We start from the raw sequence: 17907 nt of genomic DNA, 5'->3' as shown, positions 1-17907 counted from the left end.
GGTTGGGCCGCAGAGGATTCCTGGGGGCCGACCCCAGACCCCTAGAAAACTTCGGGCCCAACAAGGAGAGCAGGGAACCCAGATGGCGGAGCTCACGATCCGGCCGGAGGAGATCCGGGACGCACTGGAGAACTTCGTCCAGTCGTACCAGCCGGACGCGGCCTCTCGCGAGGAGGTCGGAACTGTCAGCGTTGCCGGCGACGGCATCGCGAAGATCGAGGGTCTTCCCTCGGCCATGGCGAACGAGCTGCTGAAGTTCGAGGACGGGACCCTCGGTCTCGCCCTGAACCTCGAAGAGCGCGAGATCGGCGCGATCGTCCTCGGCGAGTTCAGCGGAATCGAGGAGGGCCAGCCGGTGCAGCGCACCGGTGAGGTGCTCTCCGTCGGCGTCGGCGAGGGCTACCTCGGCCGCGTCGTCGACCCGCTCGGCAACCCGATCGACGGCCTCGGCGAGATCGAGACCGAGGGCCGCCGCGCCCTGGAGCTTCAGGCTCCGGGCGTCATGGTCCGCAAGTCCGTGCACGAGCCGATGCAGACCGGCTACAAGGCCGTCGACTCGATGGTGCCGATCGGCCGCGGTCAGCGTCAGCTGATCATCGGCGACCGCCAGACCGGCAAGACCGCGCTGGCCGTCGACACGATCATCAACCAGCGTGACAACTGGCGCTCGGGCGACCCGAAGAAGCAGGTCCGCTGCATCTACGTCGCCATCGGTCAGAAGGGCTCCACCATCGCCTCCGTGCGTGGTGCGCTCCAGGAGGCCGGCGCGCTCGAGTACACGACGATCGTCGCCGCCCCCGCGTCCGACCCGGCCGGCTTCAAGTACCTGGCGCCGTACACCGGTTCGGCCATCGGCCAGCACTGGATGTACGACGGCAAGCACGTCCTCATCATCTTCGACGACCTGTCGAAGCAGGCCGACGCCTACCGCGCCGTGTCGCTGCTGCTGCGCCGTCCGCCGGGCCGCGAGGCCTACCCGGGCGACGTCTTCTACTTGCACTCGCGTCTGCTTGAGCGTTGCGCGAAGCTGTCGGACGAGATGGGCGCCGGCTCGATGACGGGTCTGCCGATCGTCGAGACCAAGGCGAACGACGTGTCGGCGTTCATTCCGACCAACGTCATCTCCATCACCGACGGCCAGTGCTTCCTGGAGTCGGACCTCTTCAACGCCAACCAGCGTCCGGCGCTCAACGTCGGTATCTCGGTGTCGCGTGTCGGTGGTTCCGCCCAGCACAAGGCGATGCGTCAGGTCTCCGGCCGACTGCGTCTGGACCTCGCCCAGTACCGCGAGCTGGAGGCGTTCGCCGCCTTCGGTTCCGACCTGGACGCGGCCTCCAAGGCGTCGCTGGAGCGCGGCAAGCGTCTGGTCGAGCTGCTGAAGCAGGGCCAGTACCAGCCGATGCCCGTCGAGGAGCAGGTCGTCTCCGTCTGGGCCGGCACCACCGGCAAGATGGACGACGTCCCGGTCAACGACATCAGCCGCTTCGAGACCGAGCTGCTGGACTACCTGCGCCGCGAGCGCAAGGAGCTCCTCACCTCGATCGCCGAGGGCGCGAAGATGTCCGACGACACCCTGCAGTCCATTGCCGAGGCGATCACCACGTTCAAGGGACGGTTCGAGACCTCGGACGGCAAGTCCCTGGGCGAGGACGCACCGGCCGTCAACGTCTCCAAGTGACGACGGAAGGGACCTGACTCATGGGAGCGCAGCTCCGGGTCTACAAGCGTCGCATCCGATCCGTCACCGCGACCAAGAAGATCACCAAGGCGATGGAGATGATCGCCGCCTCTCGCATCGTCAAGGCTCAGCGCCAGGTTGCGGCTTCCACGCCGTACGCCAGTGAACTGAACCGCGCGGTGACGGCGGTGGCGACCGGCTCCAACACCAAGCACCCGCTGACCACCGAGGCCGACGCCCCGGCCCGTGCCGCGGTCCTGCTCATCACGAGCGACCGCGGTCTGGCCGGCGGCTACTCCTCCAACGCCATCAAGGCCGCGGAGAAGCTCACCGAGCGGCTGCGCGGCGAGGGCAAGGAGGTCGACACCTACATCGTCGGCCGCAAGGGCGTCGCCTACTACGGGTTCCGTGAGCGCAAGGTCATGGACTCGTGGACCGGCTTCACCGACAGCCCCACCTACGCGGACGCCAAGCGTGTGGCCGGCCCCCTCATCGAGGCCGTCACCACCGAGACGGCCGAGGGCGGCGTCGACGAACTGCACATCGTCTTCACGGAATTCGTGTCGATGATGACGCAGAACCCGGTCGACAACCGGATGCTGCCGCTCTCGCTCACGGAGACATCAGCGGCTACCGCCGCGGGGGTCGCGGAGGAGAAGGGCAAGAAGGACGAGATCCTTCCGCTCTTCGACTTCGAGCCGTCGGCGGAGGACGTCCTCGACGCCCTGCTGCCGCGCTACGTCGAGAGCCGTATCTACAACGCACTGCTGCAGGCCGCCGCTTCTGAGCACGCCGCCCGCCGCCGTGCGATGAAGGCGGCGACCGACAACGCCGGTGAGCTCATCAAGAGCCTCTCCCGGCTTGCCAACGCGGCCCGCCAGGCCGAAATCACCCAGGAAATCAGCGAGATCGTCGGTGGCGCCAGCGCCCTGGCCGACGCGACCGCGGGGAGTGACAAGTAATGACGACGACAGTTGAGACGGCCGTTGCCACGGGCCGCGTCGCCCGGGTCATCGGCCCGGTCGTCGACGTGGAGTTCCCCGTCGACGCCATGCCGGAGATCTACAACGCCCTCAAGGTCCAGGTCGCAGACCCGGCCGAGGACGGCAAGCTCAAGACGCTGACCCTGGAAGTCGCCCTGCACCTGGGTGACGGCCTGGTCCGTGCGATCTCGATGCAGCCCACCGACGGCCTGGTCCGCCAGGCCCCGGTGACCGACACCGGCGAGGGCATCACCGTCCCCGTCGGCGAGATCACCAAGGGCAAGGTGTTCAACACCCTCGGCGAGATCCTGAACAAGCCGGAGGCCAACGCCGAGGTGACCGAGCGGTGGCCCATCCACCGCAAGGCCCCGTCGTTCGACCAGCTCGAGTCGAAGACCGAGATGTTCGAGACCGGCATCAAGGTCATCGACCTTCTCACCCCGTACGTCAAGGGTGGAAAGATCGGTCTGTTCGGTGGTGCCGGTGTCGGCAAGACCGTGCTGATCCAGGAAATGATCTACCGCGTGGCCAACAACCACGACGGTGTGTCGGTGTTCGCCGGTGTCGGTGAGCGCACCCGTGAGGGCAACGACCTCATCGAGGAAATGGCCGACTCGGGCGTCATCGACAAGACGGCCCTTGTCTTCGGCCAGATGGACGAGCCGCCGGGCACGCGTCTTCGCGTCGCGCTCTCGGGTCTGACCATGGCGGAGTACTTCCGCGATGTGCAGAAGCAGGACGTGCTCTTCTTCATCGACAACATCTTCCGCTACACGCAGGCGGGTTCCGAGGTCTCCACGCTCCTCGGCCGCATGCCGTCCGCGGTGGGTTACCAGCCGAACCTGGCCGACGAGATGGGTCTCCTCCAGGAGCGCATCACCTCGACCCGTGGTCACTCGATCACCTCGATGCAGGCGATCTACGTCCCCGCGGACGACCTGACCGACCCGGCGCCGGCCACCACCTTCGCCCACCTGGACGCGACGACCGTTCTGTCGCGCCCGATCTCGGAGAAGGGCATCTACCCCGCGGTGGACCCGCTCGACTCCACGTCGCGCATCCTGGACCCCCGCTACATCGCGGCGGACCACTACGCGACCGCGATGCGCGTCAAGGCGATCCTGCAGAAGTACAAGGACCTCCAGGACATCATCGCGATCCTCGGTATCGACGAGCTGGGCGAAGAGGACAAGCTGGTCGTCCACCGCGCCCGTCGTGTCGAGCGCTTCCTGTCGCAGAACACCCACGTCGCCAAGCAGTTCACCGGCGTGGACGGTTCGGACGTTCCGCTCGACGAGTCGATCACCGCGTTCAACGCGATCTGCGACGGTGACTACGACCACTTCCCCGAGCAGGCGTTCTTCCTGTGCGGTGGCATTGAGGACCTCAAGGCCAACGCCAAGGAGCTCGGCGTCAGCTGACGCCGAAGAGCCCCTAGCAGTTACGTACGCGTGAGAGGGGGCGGGCCCGCCCCGCCCCCTCTCCCGTACACCCCCTAGACTTTGACCCAACACCCGGCAGCTGCTGCCGGGTGGTGACCCGAGGAGCCACCCTTGGCTGCTGAGCTGCACGTCGAGCTGGTCGCTGCGGACCGCAACGTCTGGTCCGGCGAGGCCACCCTGGTCGTCGCGCGCACCACGTCCGGCGACATCGGCGTCATGCCCGGTCACCAGCCGCTTCTGGGTGTGCTGGAATCGGGCCCGGTGACCATCCGTACGAGCGAGGGCGGCACCGTCGTCGCCGCCGTCCACGGCGGTTTCATCTCGTTCGCCGACAACAAGCTGTCGCTGCTCGCGGAGATCGCCGAGCTGGCCGACGAGATCGACTCCGCGCGTGCGGAGCGGGCGCTGGAAGCCGCGAAGGAGGCGGAGGACTCCGCCGCCGAGCGTCGCGCCGACGTCCGACTGCGCGCGGTGGCGGGACACTGAGTCCCGCCTCACGCCACGTGATTCGCCCTCAGCCGCGGCTCGTACTGGATACTTCCAGGACGGGTCGCGGCTGACGCGAATGCGGAAGCGGACGCCGTCGCGTGGTGTTGTAGTGCTGAAGTGCTTTTCCGTAGCGGTTCTGGATGAGGCGAGGAGGTCGTAGGAGATGATCCTCGCTCTGCTTGTGTGCGGCTCTGTCGTCCTGCTGGTGCTGGTGGGACTGTTCGTCTTCGGGCTGCGCCGGAGGCTGATCCAGCGCTCCGGCGGCACCTTCGACTGCTCGCTGCGCTGGGACACCCCCGAGGAGTCGGACCGGTCCGGCAAGGGCTGGGTGTACGGCGTGGCCCGCTACAGCGGTGACCGGATCGCCTGGTTCCGGGTCTTCTCGTACGCTCCCAAGCCGCGCCGCGTCCTGGAGCGCTCGGCCATCGAGGTCGTTGCGCGCCGCTCGCCCGAGGGCGAGGAGGAGCTGGCGCTGCTCTCCGACGCGCACATCCTGGGCTGTGTCCACCTCGGTACGCGGCTGGAGCTGGCGATGAGCGAGGACGCGCTCACCGGCTTCCTGGCGTGGCTGGAGGCGGCGCCGCCCGGCCAGCGCGTCAACGTGGCGTAGGTGCGGCACGGTACTTCGTACGGACGAAAGCCGGGGGAGACGGGGAGCGGTCCCGTCTCCCCCGGCTTTTCCCATGGGGGGAGTTCTTCGTCGTGCCCTGCGGCGCTACTTCAGGCCGGAGTCGATCGCCGAGACCAGCTCGCCGTTCGCGGTGTCACCGCTGAACTCCCAGAAGAACGCGCCGCCCAGGCCCTGGGCCTTGGACCAGGCCATCTTGGAGTTGATCGTGGCCGGGGTGTCGTAGCTCCACCAGTTGGTGCCGCAGTGGGCGTAGGCGGTGCCGGCGACGGTGCCGTTCGAGGGGCAGCTGTTCTTGAGGACCTTGTAGTCCTCGATGCCCTGCTCGTACGTTCCGGCGGCCGGACCCGTGGCGGTGCCGCCCGGCTCCTTCTGGGTGACGCCGGTCCAGCCGCGGCCGTAGAAGCCGATGCCGAGCAGCAGCTTCTTGGACGGGACGCCCTTGGCCTTCAGCTTGGCGATGGCGTCGGCGGAGTTGAAGCCCGCCTTCGGGATGCCGGCGTAGGAGGTCAGCGGGGAGTGCGGGGCGGTCGGGCCCTTCGCGTCCCAGGCGCCGAAGAAGTCGTACGTCATCACGTTGTACCAGTCGAAGGACTTGGCGGCGGTGCCGTAGTCGGCCAGATCCAGCTTGCCGCCGTCCGAGCCGTCGGCGGAGATGGCCGCGGTCACCAGGTTGTTCGCGCCGAACTTGGTGCGCAGCGCGGAGGCCAGGTTGCCGAGGGCGGCCGGGCCGCTGGTGTCGCAGGTCAGACCGCAGGCGTTCGGGTACTCCCAGTCGATGTCGATGCCGTCGAAGACGTCCGCCCAGCGCGGGTCCTCGACCAGCTTGTAGCAGGAGTCGGCGAACGCGGCCGGGTTCTGTGCCGCCTGGCCGAAGCCGCCGGACCAGGTCCAGCCGCCGAACGACCAGATCACCTTGATGTGCGGGTACTTGGCCTTCAGCTTGCGGAGCTGGTTGAAGCTGCCGCGCAGGGGCTGGTCCCAGGTGTCGGCGACGCCGTCGACGGACTGGTCGGCGGTGTACGCCTTGTCGTAGTCGGCGAAGGAGTCGCCGATGGTGCACTTGCCGCCCTGGACGTTGCCGAAGGCGTAGTTGATGTGCGTGATCTTCGCGGCGGAGCCGGACGTCACCAGGTTCTTGACGTGGTAATTGCGTCCGTAGACGCCCCAGTTGGCGAAGTAGCCCAGCTTGACCTGGTCACCGGGGCCGGGGCCCGGGTCGGTGCCGCCGCCGGTGGTCTTCACCGAGACGGAACCGCTGGCCGGACCGGTCTGGTCGGCGGTGTCGCGGGCCTGGATCGCGTACGAGTAACTGGTGCCCTTGGTCAGGGAGTTGTCGGTGTACGTCAGGCCGGTGACGGTGGCGACCGCCTTGCCGTCGCGCAGGACGTCGTAGTTCTTGACGCCCTTGTCGTCGGTGGCGGCGGTCCAGGTCAGCTTGGCGGAGGTGTCGGTTATGCCGCTGGCGACCGGGGTGCCGGGGGCGGTCGGGGGAGTGTCGCCGGGCTGCGAACCGCCGTCGCAGGAGGCGCCGTTGAGCTTGCAGCCGGACGGGTTTCCCGCGCCGGTGCCGTTGAAGCCGAAGGAGACGGAGGCGCCCGGGGTGAGGGTGCCGTTCCAGGAGAGGTTCTTGGCCGTGTAGTGGTTGCCGGAGGAGGTGAGGGTCGCGTCCCAGGCCGAGCCCGCCTTCGTTCCGGTGGGGAAGTCCCACTCCACGGTCCACGAGGAGAGCGTCGTGGTGCCGGTGTTCTTGACGGTCCACGAGCCCTCGAAGCCCGTGCCCCAGTCCGACTTCTTCGTGTACGTCGCCGTGGCCGAGGGGGCGGCCTCCGCGGGGGCGGCCTGGGTGGGGGAGGCCAGGCCGACCATCGCGGCGAGAGGGAGGGCGAGGGCGGTCAGGGTGGCCGCGATACGTGTTCTGTAGCGGGGACGTGTGGGGGTTGCAGTGCTCAAGGGTTGCTCCCGAGAGAGGTCCGACATGACGGGGGTGGGACCTGCGCCGCCCGGTGAGCACGCCGTGCCCCGGAAATGCAGGGGAGGCAGGGCCTGGCGTGCTCACCACACAGTGCGGCGAGCGTGCCAAGGTCTGGACCAATCGTCAAGAGGTCTGGACCAGAGAAGGGGAACTCCCCGTTCTGGATCCGCCGACGTGCTAGGGGAGCCCCAACTCCTGCGCCAGGACCGCCGCTTGGACCCGGCTGCGCAGCCCCAACTTGCCCAGGAGACGGCTGACATGCGTCTTGACGGTGGCCTCCGCCATGTCCAGCCGTACCGCGATCTCCGCGTTGGACAGCCCCTCGCCGAGCCGCGCCAGCACCTCGCGTTCGCGCCGGGTCAGCGGGTCCAGTACGGACAGGTCGGGGGCGTCCTCCTGCCGCGCGGGCGCGGGGGCGGCGAACTCCGCGATCAGCCGGCGGGTCACGGCCGGTGCGATCAGGCCCTCGCCGCGCGCCACGGTCCGTACCGCGTCCAGCAGGTCCTTGGCCTCGGTGTTCTTCAGCAGGAAGCCCGCGGCTCCGGCCCGCAGCGCCCCGAAGACGTACGCGTCGAGGTCGAAGGTGGTCAGGACCAGCACGTCGGCGTAGCCGCCCGCGACGACCTGCTGGGTGGCCGACACCCCGTCCAGGCGGGGCATCTGGATGTCCATCAGGACGAGGTCGGGGCGCAGTTCACGGGCGAGACGCACCGCCTCCTCGCCGTCCGCGGCCTCGCCGACGACCTCGATGTCGGGGGCGCTGCCCAGGATGAGGACGAGTCCCGCCCGTACCGCCGACTGGTCCTCGGCGACGAGGACCCGCACGCGTTCGTGGTCGTCTCTTCGCGGGTCCGCGTTCATATGGGCAGCTCCTTGCTGTTGTCCTCGGCGGGCAGTTCGGCCCGTACCCGCCACATCTTGGTGTCGTCCGGGCGGGGGACGGGGCCCGCTTCGAGCACGCCGTCCAGGAGGGTCACCCGTTCCTCCATGCCCACCAGGCCCGCCCCGGAACCGGGGGCGCGCGGGCCCGGGCGGTCACCGTCGTACGGGCTGGTCACGGTGACGGTCAGGGTGTCGTCCGCGTGGCTGAGCGAGACGGTGACCGGGCCCGCCGAGGCGTGCTTGAGGGCGTTGGTCAGGGACTCCTGGACGATCCGGTACGCGGCCAGCTCGACCGGCGGCGGCAGCTTCAGCCCCGGCGGGCGGGCGTCGTCGAGGGCGAAGCTCAGCCCGGTGTCGGCGGCGAAGGCCCGGGACTGCTGGATCAGCGCGTCGAGGCCGTCGAGGGCGGGCGCGGCGGACGGCTCCTCGCTGTCGTCGCTCTGCCGCAGCAGGCCGATCAGACGGCGCATTTCGGCCAGGCCCTGGACGCTGTTCTCGCGGATGACGGCGAGGGCGCGGGAGGAGGTCTCGGGGGTGTCTATGGACAGCGCGGCGGTGGAGTGGATGGCGATGGCGGAGAGGTGGTTGGCCACCATGTCGTGCAACTCCCGTGCCATGCGGGCGCGTTCGGCGAGGACGGCCTGGTTGTGGTCGATCTCGGCGAGCAGGGCGGTCTGCTCGGCGCGCAGCCGGGCGGCTTCGGCGGCCTGGCGGTGGTTGCGCAGGGTGACGCCGGTGAGGGCGGGCGCGAAGCTGACGGCGGCGACGACCAGGCCCAGCAGCAGGGCGTCCGGCTTGCGGAACCAGACCAGGAACCCGATGGTCGTCGTCAGCGAGATCATGCCCGTGGTGACCGGGATACGCCGGGCCGCCGAGGGCGTGCCGTAGACGACGGCCGCGTACACGATGTCCGCGAACATGATCACGGTGGCGAGATTGCCCCAGGTGAACTGGTCGGCGATCACCCCGAGCGTGGCCAGCGCGAGCGCGAGCTGCGGGGAGGTCCTGCGGATCAGCTCCAGCAGGGCGAGCAGGGTCAGGGGGACCAGGGTCACCCAGCCGGGCAGCAGGTCGCGGCTGCCCTGGTTGTGCAGGCCCAGGGCGTACAGCAGCAGGCCGCCCAGCCAGCTGACCACCGCGAGGAGGATGTCGTCGCGGTGCGGGCGGAGGGAGGGGAGACTCAACGGCACGCCTCCCATCCAACACGCCTGGTGGGCCTGCGTCTTCCCCGGGCGGGGGGAAGCACCGGCAGCCGGTACATCGAAGGATGCAGTGCGGGTTCGTCACCGGTGACGATGCGGGGCGCGGGGAGCGGGCCGATCATGGGAGTGTGCTCGCCGGAGTGCGTACGGGAGGAGTCGAGTCGTGATCGTCGCATTGGTCGTCGCGTGTGAAGTCGCTTTCTGGGTGCTGCTGTTGGCGGGGCTCGCGCTGCGGTACCTGGCGAAGATGCCCCGGCTGGGCGCGGCCGTGCTGCTGTGCGAGCCGCTGCTGGAGGTCGTGCTGCTGGTCGTCACCGTGATCGACCTGCGGGGCGGGGCGCAGCCGGACTGGAAGCACGGGCTGGCGGCGGTCTACATCGGCTTCACGGTGGTCATGGCGCACCGGACGCTCCGGTGGCTGGACGTGCGGTTCGCGCACCGGTACGCGGGCGGGCCCGCGCCGGTGAAGCCGCCGAAGTACGGGTGGGAGCGGACCAAGTTCGAGCTCCAGTCCGCGGGGCGGTGGATCCTGGCGTGCGCGATCGCGGCGGGGCTGTTGCAGGGGGCGGTGTGGCTGGTGGGGGACTCCGGTGACGTCTCCTCCCTGCGGGGGTGGCAGATGCGGATGGGGGTGGTGGCGATGATCAACGTGATCATCGCGGGCAGCTACACGCTCTTCCCGAAGAAGGAGCCGGAGGGGGTGGGGGCACGGGAGCCGGGGAGGGTGGAGCGGGTGGGGGGCTTCACGAAGCGCTGAGCCCGGCGCTCGGGCCGGGGGCGGGGTCCCCATGGCCCCGGTCCCCGGGGTTCCCATGGCCCCGGTCCCCCGTGGGCTCCGCCCCTCTTTCCCTAGCCGCCTTGGGCGGCGGGGCCGCCCCCCGGGGGCGGGACGGGCGGGCAAGGGGGCGGCCCCTCCCGCTCCCGGCCCGCCCGGGTGCCGCCCCTGGCCCCGCCCCGGCACCGGGTGCGCGTCCAAAGGGGCCCCGGCCCGCCCCCGTACCGGACGCTTCAGCCCGTGCTGCTCAGGCAGAGAGGCCCCGGACCCGCCCCTTTCCCTAAAGCGCTCGGCCGCGCGGCTGTTCACGGTTCCCGTGCGGGTGGGTGGGTGGTTGCTCGCGCAGTTCCCCGCGCCCCTGAAGGGGCGCCCAGCGCGGCGGAGCCGCATGTCGGTGCAGCCCCGCGCCCCTGAAGGGGCCCCCAAGGTCAGCGGTCGCCGCCCGGGACCCAGAGGACGTCGCCGATGGACTTGTTGGCGGTGCGGGCCAGGATGAAGAGGAGGTCGGAGAGGCGGTTGAGGTAGGTGGCGGTGAGGGGGTTCATGGTGTCGCCGTGGACCTCGAAGGCGGCCCAGGTGGAGCGTTCCGCGCGGCGGACGACCGTGCACGCCTGGTGGAGGAGGGCCGCGCCCGGGGTGCCCGCCGGGAGGATGAAGGAGCGGAGCTTTTCGAGGTCCGCCAGGTAGGCGTCGCAGTCCGCTTCGAGTTTGTCGATGTAGGACTGCTCGACACGGAGGGGCGGGTAGGCCGGGTCGGGGACGACGGGGGTGGAGAGGTCCGCGCCGACGTCGAAGAGGTCGTTCTGGATGCGGGTGAGGACCTTGACCACGTCCTCGTCCAGCGCCCCCAGGGCGATCGCCGTTCCGATCACCGCGTTCGCCTCGTTGGCGTCCGCGTACGCCGAGATCCGCAGATCCGTCTTCGCGGTTCGGCTCATGTCGCCCAGCGCGGTGGTGCCCTTGTCGCCGGTACGGGTGTAGATGCGCGTCAGATTGACCATGCCCCGAGGGTAGCCATCACGCGCCCGCCCGCCGGAACTCCCGGGTGCCCGCCGCCACCGCCAGGCCCGTGAAGGCGGCGGCCACCAGGACCCCGTACAGCATCGTGGTGTTCGCGTACTGGCCCACGTACGCCGAACGCACCGCGTCCACCAGGTACCGGAACGGCATGAAGTGGGACAGCACGTCCAGCCAGGTGGGCGCGAGCGCCATCGGGAGCATCAGGCCGGACAGGAGGATCGCGGGCATCGAGACCGCGTTGACGACCGGGCCGAAGCCCTGCGGCGTGGAGACCTTCATCGCCAGGAGGTACGAGAGCGACGCGAGCGCGATCGTGAGCACGGCGACGAACGCGAAGCCGATCAGGATGCCCGGGAGCGGGGCGCGCAGCCCCATGAGCAGGGCCGCCGCCACCAGCAGCACCGCCTGGAAGACAAAGAGGACCGCGTCCCGCAGCACCCGGCCCAGCAGCAGCGCGAGGCGGCTGACCGGGGTGACCCGCATGCGTTCGACGACGCCCGTGCCCTTGTCGAGGATGAGGGCGAAGCCCGCGAACGAGGCCCCGAAGAGGCCGAGTTGGAGGAGCAGGCCGGGGACCAGGACCTGCCAGGAGTCGCCCTCGGAGGCGAGCGGGAGGTCGGTCAGGAGGGGGCCGAAGAAGAGGAGGTAGAGGAGCGGCATCAGGACGCCGAAGAAGATCTGGAACTTCGAGCGCAGCGTCTGCCGCAGGTACCGGCCGAGGATGAGCGAGGTGTCGCTGAGTACGGATGACATCAGAGTGATCCCTAGACCGCTACGGGCGTGTTGTCCTTCGGCGCCGGGGCGGCGCGTCCGGTGATGGCCAGGAAGGTGTCCTGGAGGGAGGCGTCGGGCGAGCCCGCGTGGCGGTCCTTGAGCGCGAGCGGGGTGTCGTCGGCGACGATCCGGCCCTTGTCGATGATCACCAGCCGGTCGGAGAGCGCGTCGGCCTCGTCCAGGTAGTGGGTGGTGAGGACGACCGTCGTGCCGTACGTGTCGCGCAGCCGGCGCACCAGGGTCCACAGGTCGGTGCGGCCGGCCGGGTCGAGTCCGGTCGTCGGCTCGTCGAGGAAGAGGACCTCCGGGCGGTGGGTGAGGCCCATCGCGATGTCCAGGCGCCGCCGCTGGCCGCCGGAGAGGGCGGAGCAGTTGCGGTCCAGGAGGGCGGTGAGGTCCAGGTCGTGGGCCAACTCCTTGGCGCGGGCGACTGCTTGGGGCTTGCTGAGGCGGTAGAGGCGGCCCTGGGTGACCAGCTCCTCGCGGACCGGGATGTGCGGGTCCACGCCGCCGGACTGGGCGACGTAACCGATCTTCCGGCGTACGCCCGTGGGGTCGGCGAGCAGGTCGCAGCCCGCGACGGTGGCGGTGCCGCCGGTCGGGGCGAGGAGCGTGGTGAGCATCCGCAGGGTGGTGGTCTTGCCCGCGCCATTGGGGCCCAGCAGGCCGAGGATCTCGCCCCGGCGCACGGTCAGGTCGATGCCGCGGACCGCTTCGACCGGGCCCGCCGCGGTCGTGAAGGTACGGGTGAGGCCCGTGGTGCTGACGATCGCCGGTGGGGCTTCGTTCGCTGTCATGCGTCCCAGAAAAACAGAGACGTGCCAAAATTGCAATGACACCAAAAATTAAGTGCCCGCAAGTTTTCAGTGAGGCCAAGAAGGGTGCGTACGATGACGGCATGGCTGAGGGACTGAGAGAGCGCAAGAAGCGGCAGACCAGGCAGTACATCTCCGACGTGGCCACCGGGCTGTTCCTGGACAAGGGCTTCGACGCGGTGACGATCGCCGAGATCGCCGCCGCCAGCGACGTCTCCGTCAACACCGTCTACAACTACTTCCCGGCCAAGGAGGACCTCTTCTTCGACCGCAGTGCGGGCGTCGTCGATCTCCTCGCCCGGTACGTCCGGGGGCGGGACCCGGGCGAGCCCGCGGCCGCGGCCGTCCTGCGCGAGCTGCGCGCCGAGGTCGAGGCCGTCTCACCGCGGGTCGGGCTCATGGAGGGCTACGACCGCTTCCTGAAGGTCGTGCACGAGGCCCACACCCTGCGCTCCCGGCTCTGGTCCATCCAGCAGGAGTCGCAGGAGAACCTCCAGCGGGCGCTGAGCGAGGAGACGGGGGCCGCCGACGACATGCCCGAGCTGGTCGCCGGGCAGATCTGCTGGGTGCACTCGACGCTGATGGCGTGGATCGGGCGGGAGATGGTGCAGGGGCGTACGCCCGCCGAGGTGTCGCGGGAGGCGCTGGTCCTCCTGGACGACATGGAGGGGCTGTTGAGCGAGGGAGTGCTCAACTACGCCGTACGGGACGCGGCCTGACGCCCGAAGGGGCCGCGGGAGGACCCGTACCAGTGTGATGTCCGTCATGTGAGACGTGACGCGCATCTCTTCGCCGCCCCAGCGGCCCGATCCGGCGATAGCCTCCGCCTCAGGACAACGAATACGCAAGAGCGCGCGGTAGTCAGAGGGAGTGTGCAGTGGCCAGGAAGCTCGCCGTCATCGGTGCCGGTCTCATGGGATCGGGCATCGCCCAGGTCTCGGCCCAGGCGGGCTGGGAGGTGGTCCTGCGTGACGTGACGGACGCGGCCCTGACCCGTGGCACGGACGGGATCAAGGCGTCGTACGACAAGTTCGTGAGCAAGGGGAAGCTGGCGGCCGAGGACGCCGAGGCCGCCCTCGGGCGCATCACGACGACCACCGACCTGGACGCCGTCGCGGACGTGGACATCGTCGTCGAGGCCGTGTTCGAGAAGCTGGAGATCAAGCACGAGATCTTCCGCACCCTCGACAAGCTGGTCCGCGAGGACACCGTGCTGGCCTCCAACACCTCCGCCATCCCGATCACCAAGATCGCGGCCGTGACGGAGCGCCCGGAGCGGGTCGTCGGCGCGCACTTCTTCTCGCCGGTGCCCATGATGCAGCTGTGCGAGCTGGTGCGCGGCTACAAGACCAGCGACGAGACCCTCGCCAAGACCCGGGAGTTCGCCGAGTCGGTCGGCAAGACCTGCATCGTCGTCAACCGCGACGTCGCCGGGTTCGTGACGACCCGTCTGATCTCCGCGCTCGTCGTCGAGGCCGCCAAGCTGTACGAGTCGGGCGTGGCCAGCGCCGAGGACATCGACCTCGCCTGCAAGCTGGGCTTCGGCCACGCGATGGGACCGCTCGCCACCGCCGACCTCACCGGTGTCGACATCCTGCTGCACGCCACCGGCAACATCTACACCGAGTCGCAGGACGAGAAGTTCGCCCCGCCGGAGCTCATGCGGCGCATGGTCGACGCGGGCGACATCGGGCGCAAGAGCGGCCAGGGCTTCTACAAGCACTGAGCCGGTGCGGAAGCGGAACCGTGCCATACCGGGCACGGTATTCACCCCTGAGGGTGAATTCGGTATCGATTCGCTTACAGACGGCAACTTCTCTGCCCGTACAGCAGTCAGTTGATGGAAAGAAATAAAGATGACGTAGGCGTCACGGCGTCACGGACACGCACTCTCGGGGAGCGCACATGCACATCAGGGGCGATCACGTCGAGCTGGTCGTCGGGGGCCGCCTCGACGTCCGCAGCGCGGCGGACGCCCGTACGGTCCTGCACTCGGCCGTCGACGACGGAGCCGGCGACCTCGTGCTCGACCTGACCGAGCTGGACTCCTGGGACGCCACCGGACTCGGCGTCATCATGGGCGCGCACCGCAGAGCGGGGCGCTGCGGACGGCGGCTGGTGCTGCGCGGGGTGCCGCCGCAGATGCAGCGGCTGCTCGTGGCGACCCGGCTGCACCGGATCCTGGCGATCGAGGGCGGACTCGCGGCGGACTCGCTGCCGCGGGTCTGAACACCCGTACCGGCAGGATCGGTTCCGTACGACGCGACAGGCCCCGGTAAGGGTCGCCGGGCGGCGCAATCCTCACAGGACTGTGACGTGCCGGGCCCCCCGAGGCCCCTGACAGTCGTAGATAATGTGCGAAGGTCTAGGGTTCGGTCGCCTGCCGCTTGACGAACCCACGCAATGGATGCACCCACGTCGGCGGGCACCGGACCAGAAGCGACAGCGAGCGTGCGAAAGGCCGGGAGGGGCAGTGACGCACGCAACGCATCTGGGGGGCTTTGACCATGGACCCGATGAACCGGGGACCTGAAGAGTACGGCCAGGACAACATCCACAACCACGACGAACGGGACACGTCGGGCGGCGCGCGGGAGCGCGGCCCGCTGCACCGTGACGCGGCGTACCGCGATGCGGAGCACCGCGATCCGATGACGCGCGACCTCGCGCAGGGCGGGGCGCACTCGCTCGCCCGCACCATCCAGTTCACGTCCGGGGACTTCCTGCTGACCGTCAACCCGGTCGACGGGAGCGAGATCGAGCCGTGCCCGCCGGGCGAGCGGCCCGCCGTTCCCGTGCGCCGCCCGGCCGCCGACCGCGCCGAACTCGCGCGGGCGGCCAGGCCGCCGGTCCCGCCGGGTCCCGCCGTGCCCGAACTGCCGCTCCTGGAGCGGCAGGAGGAGCGCGAGCGACTGGTGGGGCTGCTGTCGCGCGGGCGTTCCGTGCGGCTCGTCGGCTCGCCGGGGTCCGGCCGCACGGCACTGCTCGACGCCGTCGCCGAGGACTGCGCGGAGCTGGCACCGGACGGTGTCGTCCGGCTGTCCGGACACCGGCGCGGCACCGCCGAACTGCTCCAGGACCTGTTCGCCGCCGTCTTCCGGGCCCCGCTGCACCGGCCCGACCGGGACGAACTGCTCGGCCACGTCCACGAGATCGGCGCGGTCGTCGTCGTCGACGACCTGGAGATCGGCGCGGAAGGCCTGGAGGAGCTGCTCGCGGCCACGCCCGAGTGCGCGTTCCTCGTCGCCGTGACGCCCGAGACCGCCGTCGAGATCCCGGCCGGATTCCTGGAGGAGGTGCTGCTCGGCGGGCTCGGCCGGGGCTCCTCGCTGGAGCTCCTGGAGCGTGCCGTGGACCGGCCGCTCACCGACGAGGAGGCCAACTGGGCGGGCGACCTCTGGTTCGAGTCGGAGGGGCTGCCGCTGCGCTTCGTGCAGGCCGGTGCCCTGCTCCGGCAGCGCGACGTCCTGCGCGCCGACCCCGGCGCCTTCGACGAGTACGGCTACTTCACCGAGGCCCCGCTCGACGCGCCCTTCGACGCCGAGGACGGGCACGACGTACCGCTGCCCACCCTCGCGGAGGGCATCGCCCCGGTCGCCCCGCTGGCCGCCCGGCTCAGCGAGTCCGCCCGGGCCACCCTGCGCATCGCGCTGGCGCTCGGCGGCGAGGTCCCGCACCAGGCACACCTGCCCGCCCTCGTCGGCGACACCCACGCGGACGCCGCGCTGGGCGAGCTCCTCGCCTGCGGGCTGCTCTCGCCGTCGGGCTCCTCCTACCGGCTGGCCGCCGGGGTCGCCGTACAACTGGAGAACGCCGGGTACGGCGAGGACGGACCCGAGCACGCGCTGACCGCCGCCCAGCACTACGCCTGGTGGGCCGGGCACCCCTCGGTGACGGCGGAGCGCATCAGCGCCGAGTCGGACGCCGTGCTGGCCGCGCTCGCCGCCCTCGTACCGGGTACGGAGGCGGGGCACCCGAGTGCCGCCGTGCTGCTGGCCCGTACGGCAGCGCCCGCGTTCGCGGCGGGCATGCAGTGGGGCGCCTGGGAGCGCTCCCTGCGCACCGGCGCGGAGGCGTCCCGGATCGCCGGTGAGGTCGCCGAGGAGGCGTACTTCCACCACGAGCTGGGCATCCTCGCGCTCTGCGCCGGTCAACTCGACCGGGCACGGGCCGAGTTGGAGACCTCGGTGGGACTGCGCGGGGCGCTCTCCGACCGGCGCGGCACGGTCGCCGCCCGGCGGGCCCTGGCGCTGGTCACCGACCGCAGCGGGGGAGCGCGGCTGCCGCTGGTACTGCCCACCCCGGGCTCGGTGTCGGGCACGGCGTCGCGGTCGCCCTTCGACAGCCCGTTCAACCCCTTCGAGTCCGACTACGACGGGTACGGCACGCCCTCGGCCGGCGAGGAGATGCCCGCCGCCCGGTACGAGGAGTCCGCGTCGCCGCCCGCCGGAGTACCCGCCTCCATGGGTGCGGCCGGGGTCTCGCCGGGTGCGGACGAACTCCCCGACGCCCACGGGCCCGTGGTCATCCGCCGCAGCCCGTCCGCGGCGGGCTCCGCCGCGCCGACCCGGCACTCCATGCTCAGCGGCGCCCGGCGCAACCTGGTCGCGGCCGGAGCGGGCGCGCTGCTGGTCGCCGTACTCGGCACCGTCGTCACCCTGGGCGCCACCGGCAACAAGGACGGCACCGGCGACCGGGTCTCCCCGCAGCAGTCCGCGAACGAGGACTCCGGCCGGGGCGGCCTCGACGCCGACAAGGCCGACGGTTCCTCGGGCGGCGGCTCCACCGGGGGCGGCGGCAGCGGCGGAGGCAAGGGCCCGGCCGATCCGGGCGTTCCGGCCGCCGACTCCACCAGCCGGGGCAGGACCACGCCCGGCGCGACCACCGCCCCGGGCTCGACCGGCAAGCCGGACGACAAGCCCGGCAAGACCACACCGCCGCCGACCAGCGGCAAGCCCACCGATCCGCCGACCAAGCCGACGGACCCGCCCACCAAGCCCACGGACCCGCCGACGAAGCCGACCGATCCGCCGACCAAGCCGACGGACCCGCCGACGAAGCCGACCGATCCGCCGACCACCACGAACCCGGAACCGACGACACCCAAGCCGGACCCGGACCCGCCGACCTCGCCGGACAAGCCCCCGTCGTCCCCCACCGACAACAAGCCCCCGACGTCGTCGGGCGGGACCTCGCCCTCGGGCACGGCCGCCTGAGGCCTGTACCGCGAAAACGCCTGTGGCG

Annotated in this window: 16 protein-coding genes; 10 read left to right on the top strand and 6 right to left on the bottom strand. The window is 70.6% G+C overall.

Translation table 11 applies throughout. The features are described from left to right. Positions 1–82: 82 nt before the first annotated feature. The 5 genes from atpA (at position 83) to ACIO3O_RS11180 (ending at position 5202) form a co-directional block, all read left to right on the top strand. On the top strand, positions 83–1678 hold the full coding sequence (gene atpA, locus ACIO3O_RS11200) for a F0F1 ATP synthase subunit alpha (protein ID WP_401744549.1): 1596 nt from the start codon (positions 83–85) through the stop codon (positions 1676–1678). Between the two features lie 20 nt (positions 1679–1698). Further along, positions 1699–2640 carry a F0F1 ATP synthase subunit gamma gene (locus ACIO3O_RS11195; RefSeq protein WP_401744547.1) on the top strand — a complete coding sequence of 314 codons (942 nt, stop codon included), beginning with the start codon at positions 1699–1701 and terminating at the stop codon, positions 2638–2640. Then, positions 2640–4082 (top strand): F0F1 ATP synthase subunit beta, encoded by a 1443-nt coding sequence (atpD, locus tag ACIO3O_RS11190; protein WP_401744546.1) that lies wholly within the window; start codon positions 2640–2642, stop codon positions 4080–4082. The genes ACIO3O_RS11195 and atpD overlap by 1 nt, the downstream gene beginning before the upstream one ends. A 132-nt stretch (positions 4083–4214) precedes the next feature. Beyond that, positions 4215–4589 (top strand): F0F1 ATP synthase subunit epsilon, encoded by a 375-nt coding sequence (locus tag ACIO3O_RS11185; RefSeq protein ID WP_401744544.1) that lies wholly within the window; start codon positions 4215–4217, stop codon positions 4587–4589. 166 nt (positions 4590–4755) lie between these two features. After that, positions 4756–5202 (top strand): DUF2550 domain-containing protein, encoded by a 447-nt coding sequence (locus tag ACIO3O_RS11180; RefSeq protein ID WP_401744542.1) that lies wholly within the window; start codon positions 4756–4758, stop codon positions 5200–5202. Between the two features lie 105 nt (positions 5203–5307). Here the strand turns inward: ACIO3O_RS11180 and ACIO3O_RS11175 are convergent, their stop codons facing one another. The 3 genes from ACIO3O_RS11175 to ACIO3O_RS11165 all read right to left on the bottom strand — a co-directional run bounded on the left by ACIO3O_RS11175 (position 5308) and on the right by ACIO3O_RS11165 (position 9276). Further along, the gene (locus ACIO3O_RS11175; protein ID WP_401744540.1) at positions 5308–7173 is read right to left on the bottom strand and encodes a glycosyl hydrolase family 18 protein; all 1866 of its coding nucleotides are present in this window, start codon (positions 7171–7173) and stop codon (positions 5308–5310) included. Positions 7174–7372: 199 nt separating this feature from the next. Continuing rightward, a complete protein-coding gene (locus ACIO3O_RS11170; RefSeq protein WP_401744539.1) occupies positions 7373–8056 on the bottom strand; it encodes a response regulator in 684 nt (227 codons plus the stop codon). Next, positions 8053–9276 carry a sensor histidine kinase gene (locus ACIO3O_RS11165; RefSeq protein ID WP_401744537.1) on the bottom strand — a complete coding sequence of 408 codons (1224 nt, stop codon included), beginning with the start codon at positions 9274–9276 and terminating at the stop codon, positions 8053–8055. Before ACIO3O_RS11165 ends, ACIO3O_RS11170 begins: the two co-directional genes overlap by 4 nt. A gap of 166 nt (positions 9277–9442) precedes the next feature. On the opposite strand from ACIO3O_RS11165, the gene ACIO3O_RS11160 reads away from it, so the two are divergent. Further along, positions 9443–10036, top strand: a complete 594-nt coding sequence (locus tag ACIO3O_RS11160; RefSeq protein WP_401744535.1) for a hypothetical protein — start codon at positions 9443–9445, stop codon at positions 10034–10036. 446 nt (positions 10037–10482) lie between these two features. Here the strand turns inward: ACIO3O_RS11160 and ACIO3O_RS11155 are convergent, their stop codons facing one another. Genes ACIO3O_RS11155 through ACIO3O_RS11145 form a run of 3 tightly spaced genes read right to left on the bottom strand, consistent with a single transcriptional unit; the run spans position 10483 to position 12645 of the window. Further along, positions 10483–11055 carry a cob(I)yrinic acid a,c-diamide adenosyltransferase gene (locus ACIO3O_RS11155; RefSeq protein ID WP_401744533.1) on the bottom strand — a complete coding sequence of 191 codons (573 nt, stop codon included), beginning with the start codon at positions 11053–11055 and terminating at the stop codon, positions 10483–10485. Positions 11056–11071: 16 nt separating this feature from the next. Continuing rightward, positions 11072–11827, bottom strand: a complete 756-nt coding sequence (locus tag ACIO3O_RS11150; RefSeq protein WP_401744531.1) for an ABC transporter permease — start codon at positions 11825–11827, stop codon at positions 11072–11074. 11 nt (positions 11828–11838) lie between these two features. Continuing rightward, a complete protein-coding gene (locus ACIO3O_RS11145) occupies positions 11839–12645 on the bottom strand; it encodes an ABC transporter ATP-binding protein (RefSeq protein ID WP_401744530.1) in 807 nt (268 codons plus the stop codon). A 101-nt stretch (positions 12646–12746) separates the two neighbouring features. Between ACIO3O_RS11145 and ACIO3O_RS11140 the strand changes: the two genes are divergently transcribed. The 4 genes from ACIO3O_RS11140 to ACIO3O_RS11125 all read left to right on the top strand — a co-directional run bounded on the left by ACIO3O_RS11140 (position 12747) and on the right by ACIO3O_RS11125 (position 17879). Next, positions 12747–13382 carry a TetR/AcrR family transcriptional regulator gene (locus ACIO3O_RS11140; protein WP_401744528.1) on the top strand — a complete coding sequence of 212 codons (636 nt, stop codon included), beginning with the start codon at positions 12747–12749 and terminating at the stop codon, positions 13380–13382. A gap of 158 nt (positions 13383–13540) precedes the next feature. Then, complete coding sequence (locus ACIO3O_RS11135) at positions 13541–14389, top strand: 3-hydroxyacyl-CoA dehydrogenase family protein (RefSeq protein WP_401744526.1); 849 nt, start codon at positions 13541–13543, stop codon at positions 14387–14389. Between the two features lie 179 nt (positions 14390–14568). Continuing rightward, the gene (locus ACIO3O_RS11130) at positions 14569–14892 is read left to right on the top strand and encodes an STAS domain-containing protein (RefSeq protein ID WP_189826702.1); all 324 of its coding nucleotides are present in this window, start codon (positions 14569–14571) and stop codon (positions 14890–14892) included. A 278-nt stretch (positions 14893–15170) separates the two neighbouring features. Beyond that, positions 15171–17879 (top strand): ATP-binding protein, encoded by a 2709-nt coding sequence (locus ACIO3O_RS11125; RefSeq protein ID WP_401744524.1) that lies wholly within the window; start codon positions 15171–15173, stop codon positions 17877–17879. The last annotated feature ends 28 nt before the right edge of the window (positions 17880–17907 follow it).

It is taken from the genome of Streptomyces sp. NPDC087440, assembly GCF_044744005.1.
Taxonomy (GTDB): Bacteria; Actinomycetota; Actinomycetes; order Streptomycetales; family Streptomycetaceae; genus Streptomyces.
Note: the sequence above shows the minus strand (reverse complement) of the source record. Positions and strands in the feature narration are given on the sequence as shown.

Bases quoted from the DNA above. Each gene is read 5' to 3' on its own strand.
- atpA (WP_401744549.1), top strand. From the start codon at position 83: ATGGCGGAGCTCACGATCCGGCCGGAGGAGATCCGGGACGCACTGGAG.
- ACIO3O_RS11195 (WP_401744547.1), top strand. From the start codon at position 1,699: ATGGGAGCGCAGCTCCGGGTCTACAAGCGTCGCATCCGATCCGTCACC.
- atpD (WP_401744546.1), top strand. From the start codon at position 2,640: ATGACGACGACAGTTGAGACGGCCGTTGCCACGGGCCGCGTCGCCCGG.
- ACIO3O_RS11180 (WP_401744542.1), top strand. From the start codon at position 4,756: ATGATCCTCGCTCTGCTTGTGTGCGGCTCTGTCGTCCTGCTGGTGCTG.
- ACIO3O_RS11170 (WP_401744539.1), bottom strand. From the start codon at position 8,056: ATGAACGCGGACCCGCGAAGAGACGACCACGAACGCGTGCGGGTCCTC.
- ACIO3O_RS11165 (WP_401744537.1), bottom strand. From the start codon at position 9,276: ATGGGAGGCGTGCCGTTGAGTCTCCCCTCCCTCCGCCCGCACCGCGAC.
- ACIO3O_RS11155 (WP_401744533.1), bottom strand. From the start codon at position 11,055: ATGGTCAATCTGACGCGCATCTACACCCGTACCGGCGACAAGGGCACC.
- ACIO3O_RS11150 (WP_401744531.1), bottom strand. From the start codon at position 11,827: ATGTCATCCGTACTCAGCGACACCTCGCTCATCCTCGGCCGGTACCTG.
- ACIO3O_RS11145 (WP_401744530.1), bottom strand. From the start codon at position 12,645: ATGACAGCGAACGAAGCCCCACCGGCGATCGTCAGCACCACGGGCCTC.
- ACIO3O_RS11140 (WP_401744528.1), top strand. From the start codon at position 12,747: ATGGCTGAGGGACTGAGAGAGCGCAAGAAGCGGCAGACCAGGCAGTAC.
- ACIO3O_RS11130 (WP_189826702.1), top strand. From the start codon at position 14,569: ATGCACATCAGGGGCGATCACGTCGAGCTGGTCGTCGGGGGCCGCCTC.
- ACIO3O_RS11125 (WP_401744524.1), top strand. From the start codon at position 15,171: ATGGACCCGATGAACCGGGGACCTGAAGAGTACGGCCAGGACAACATC.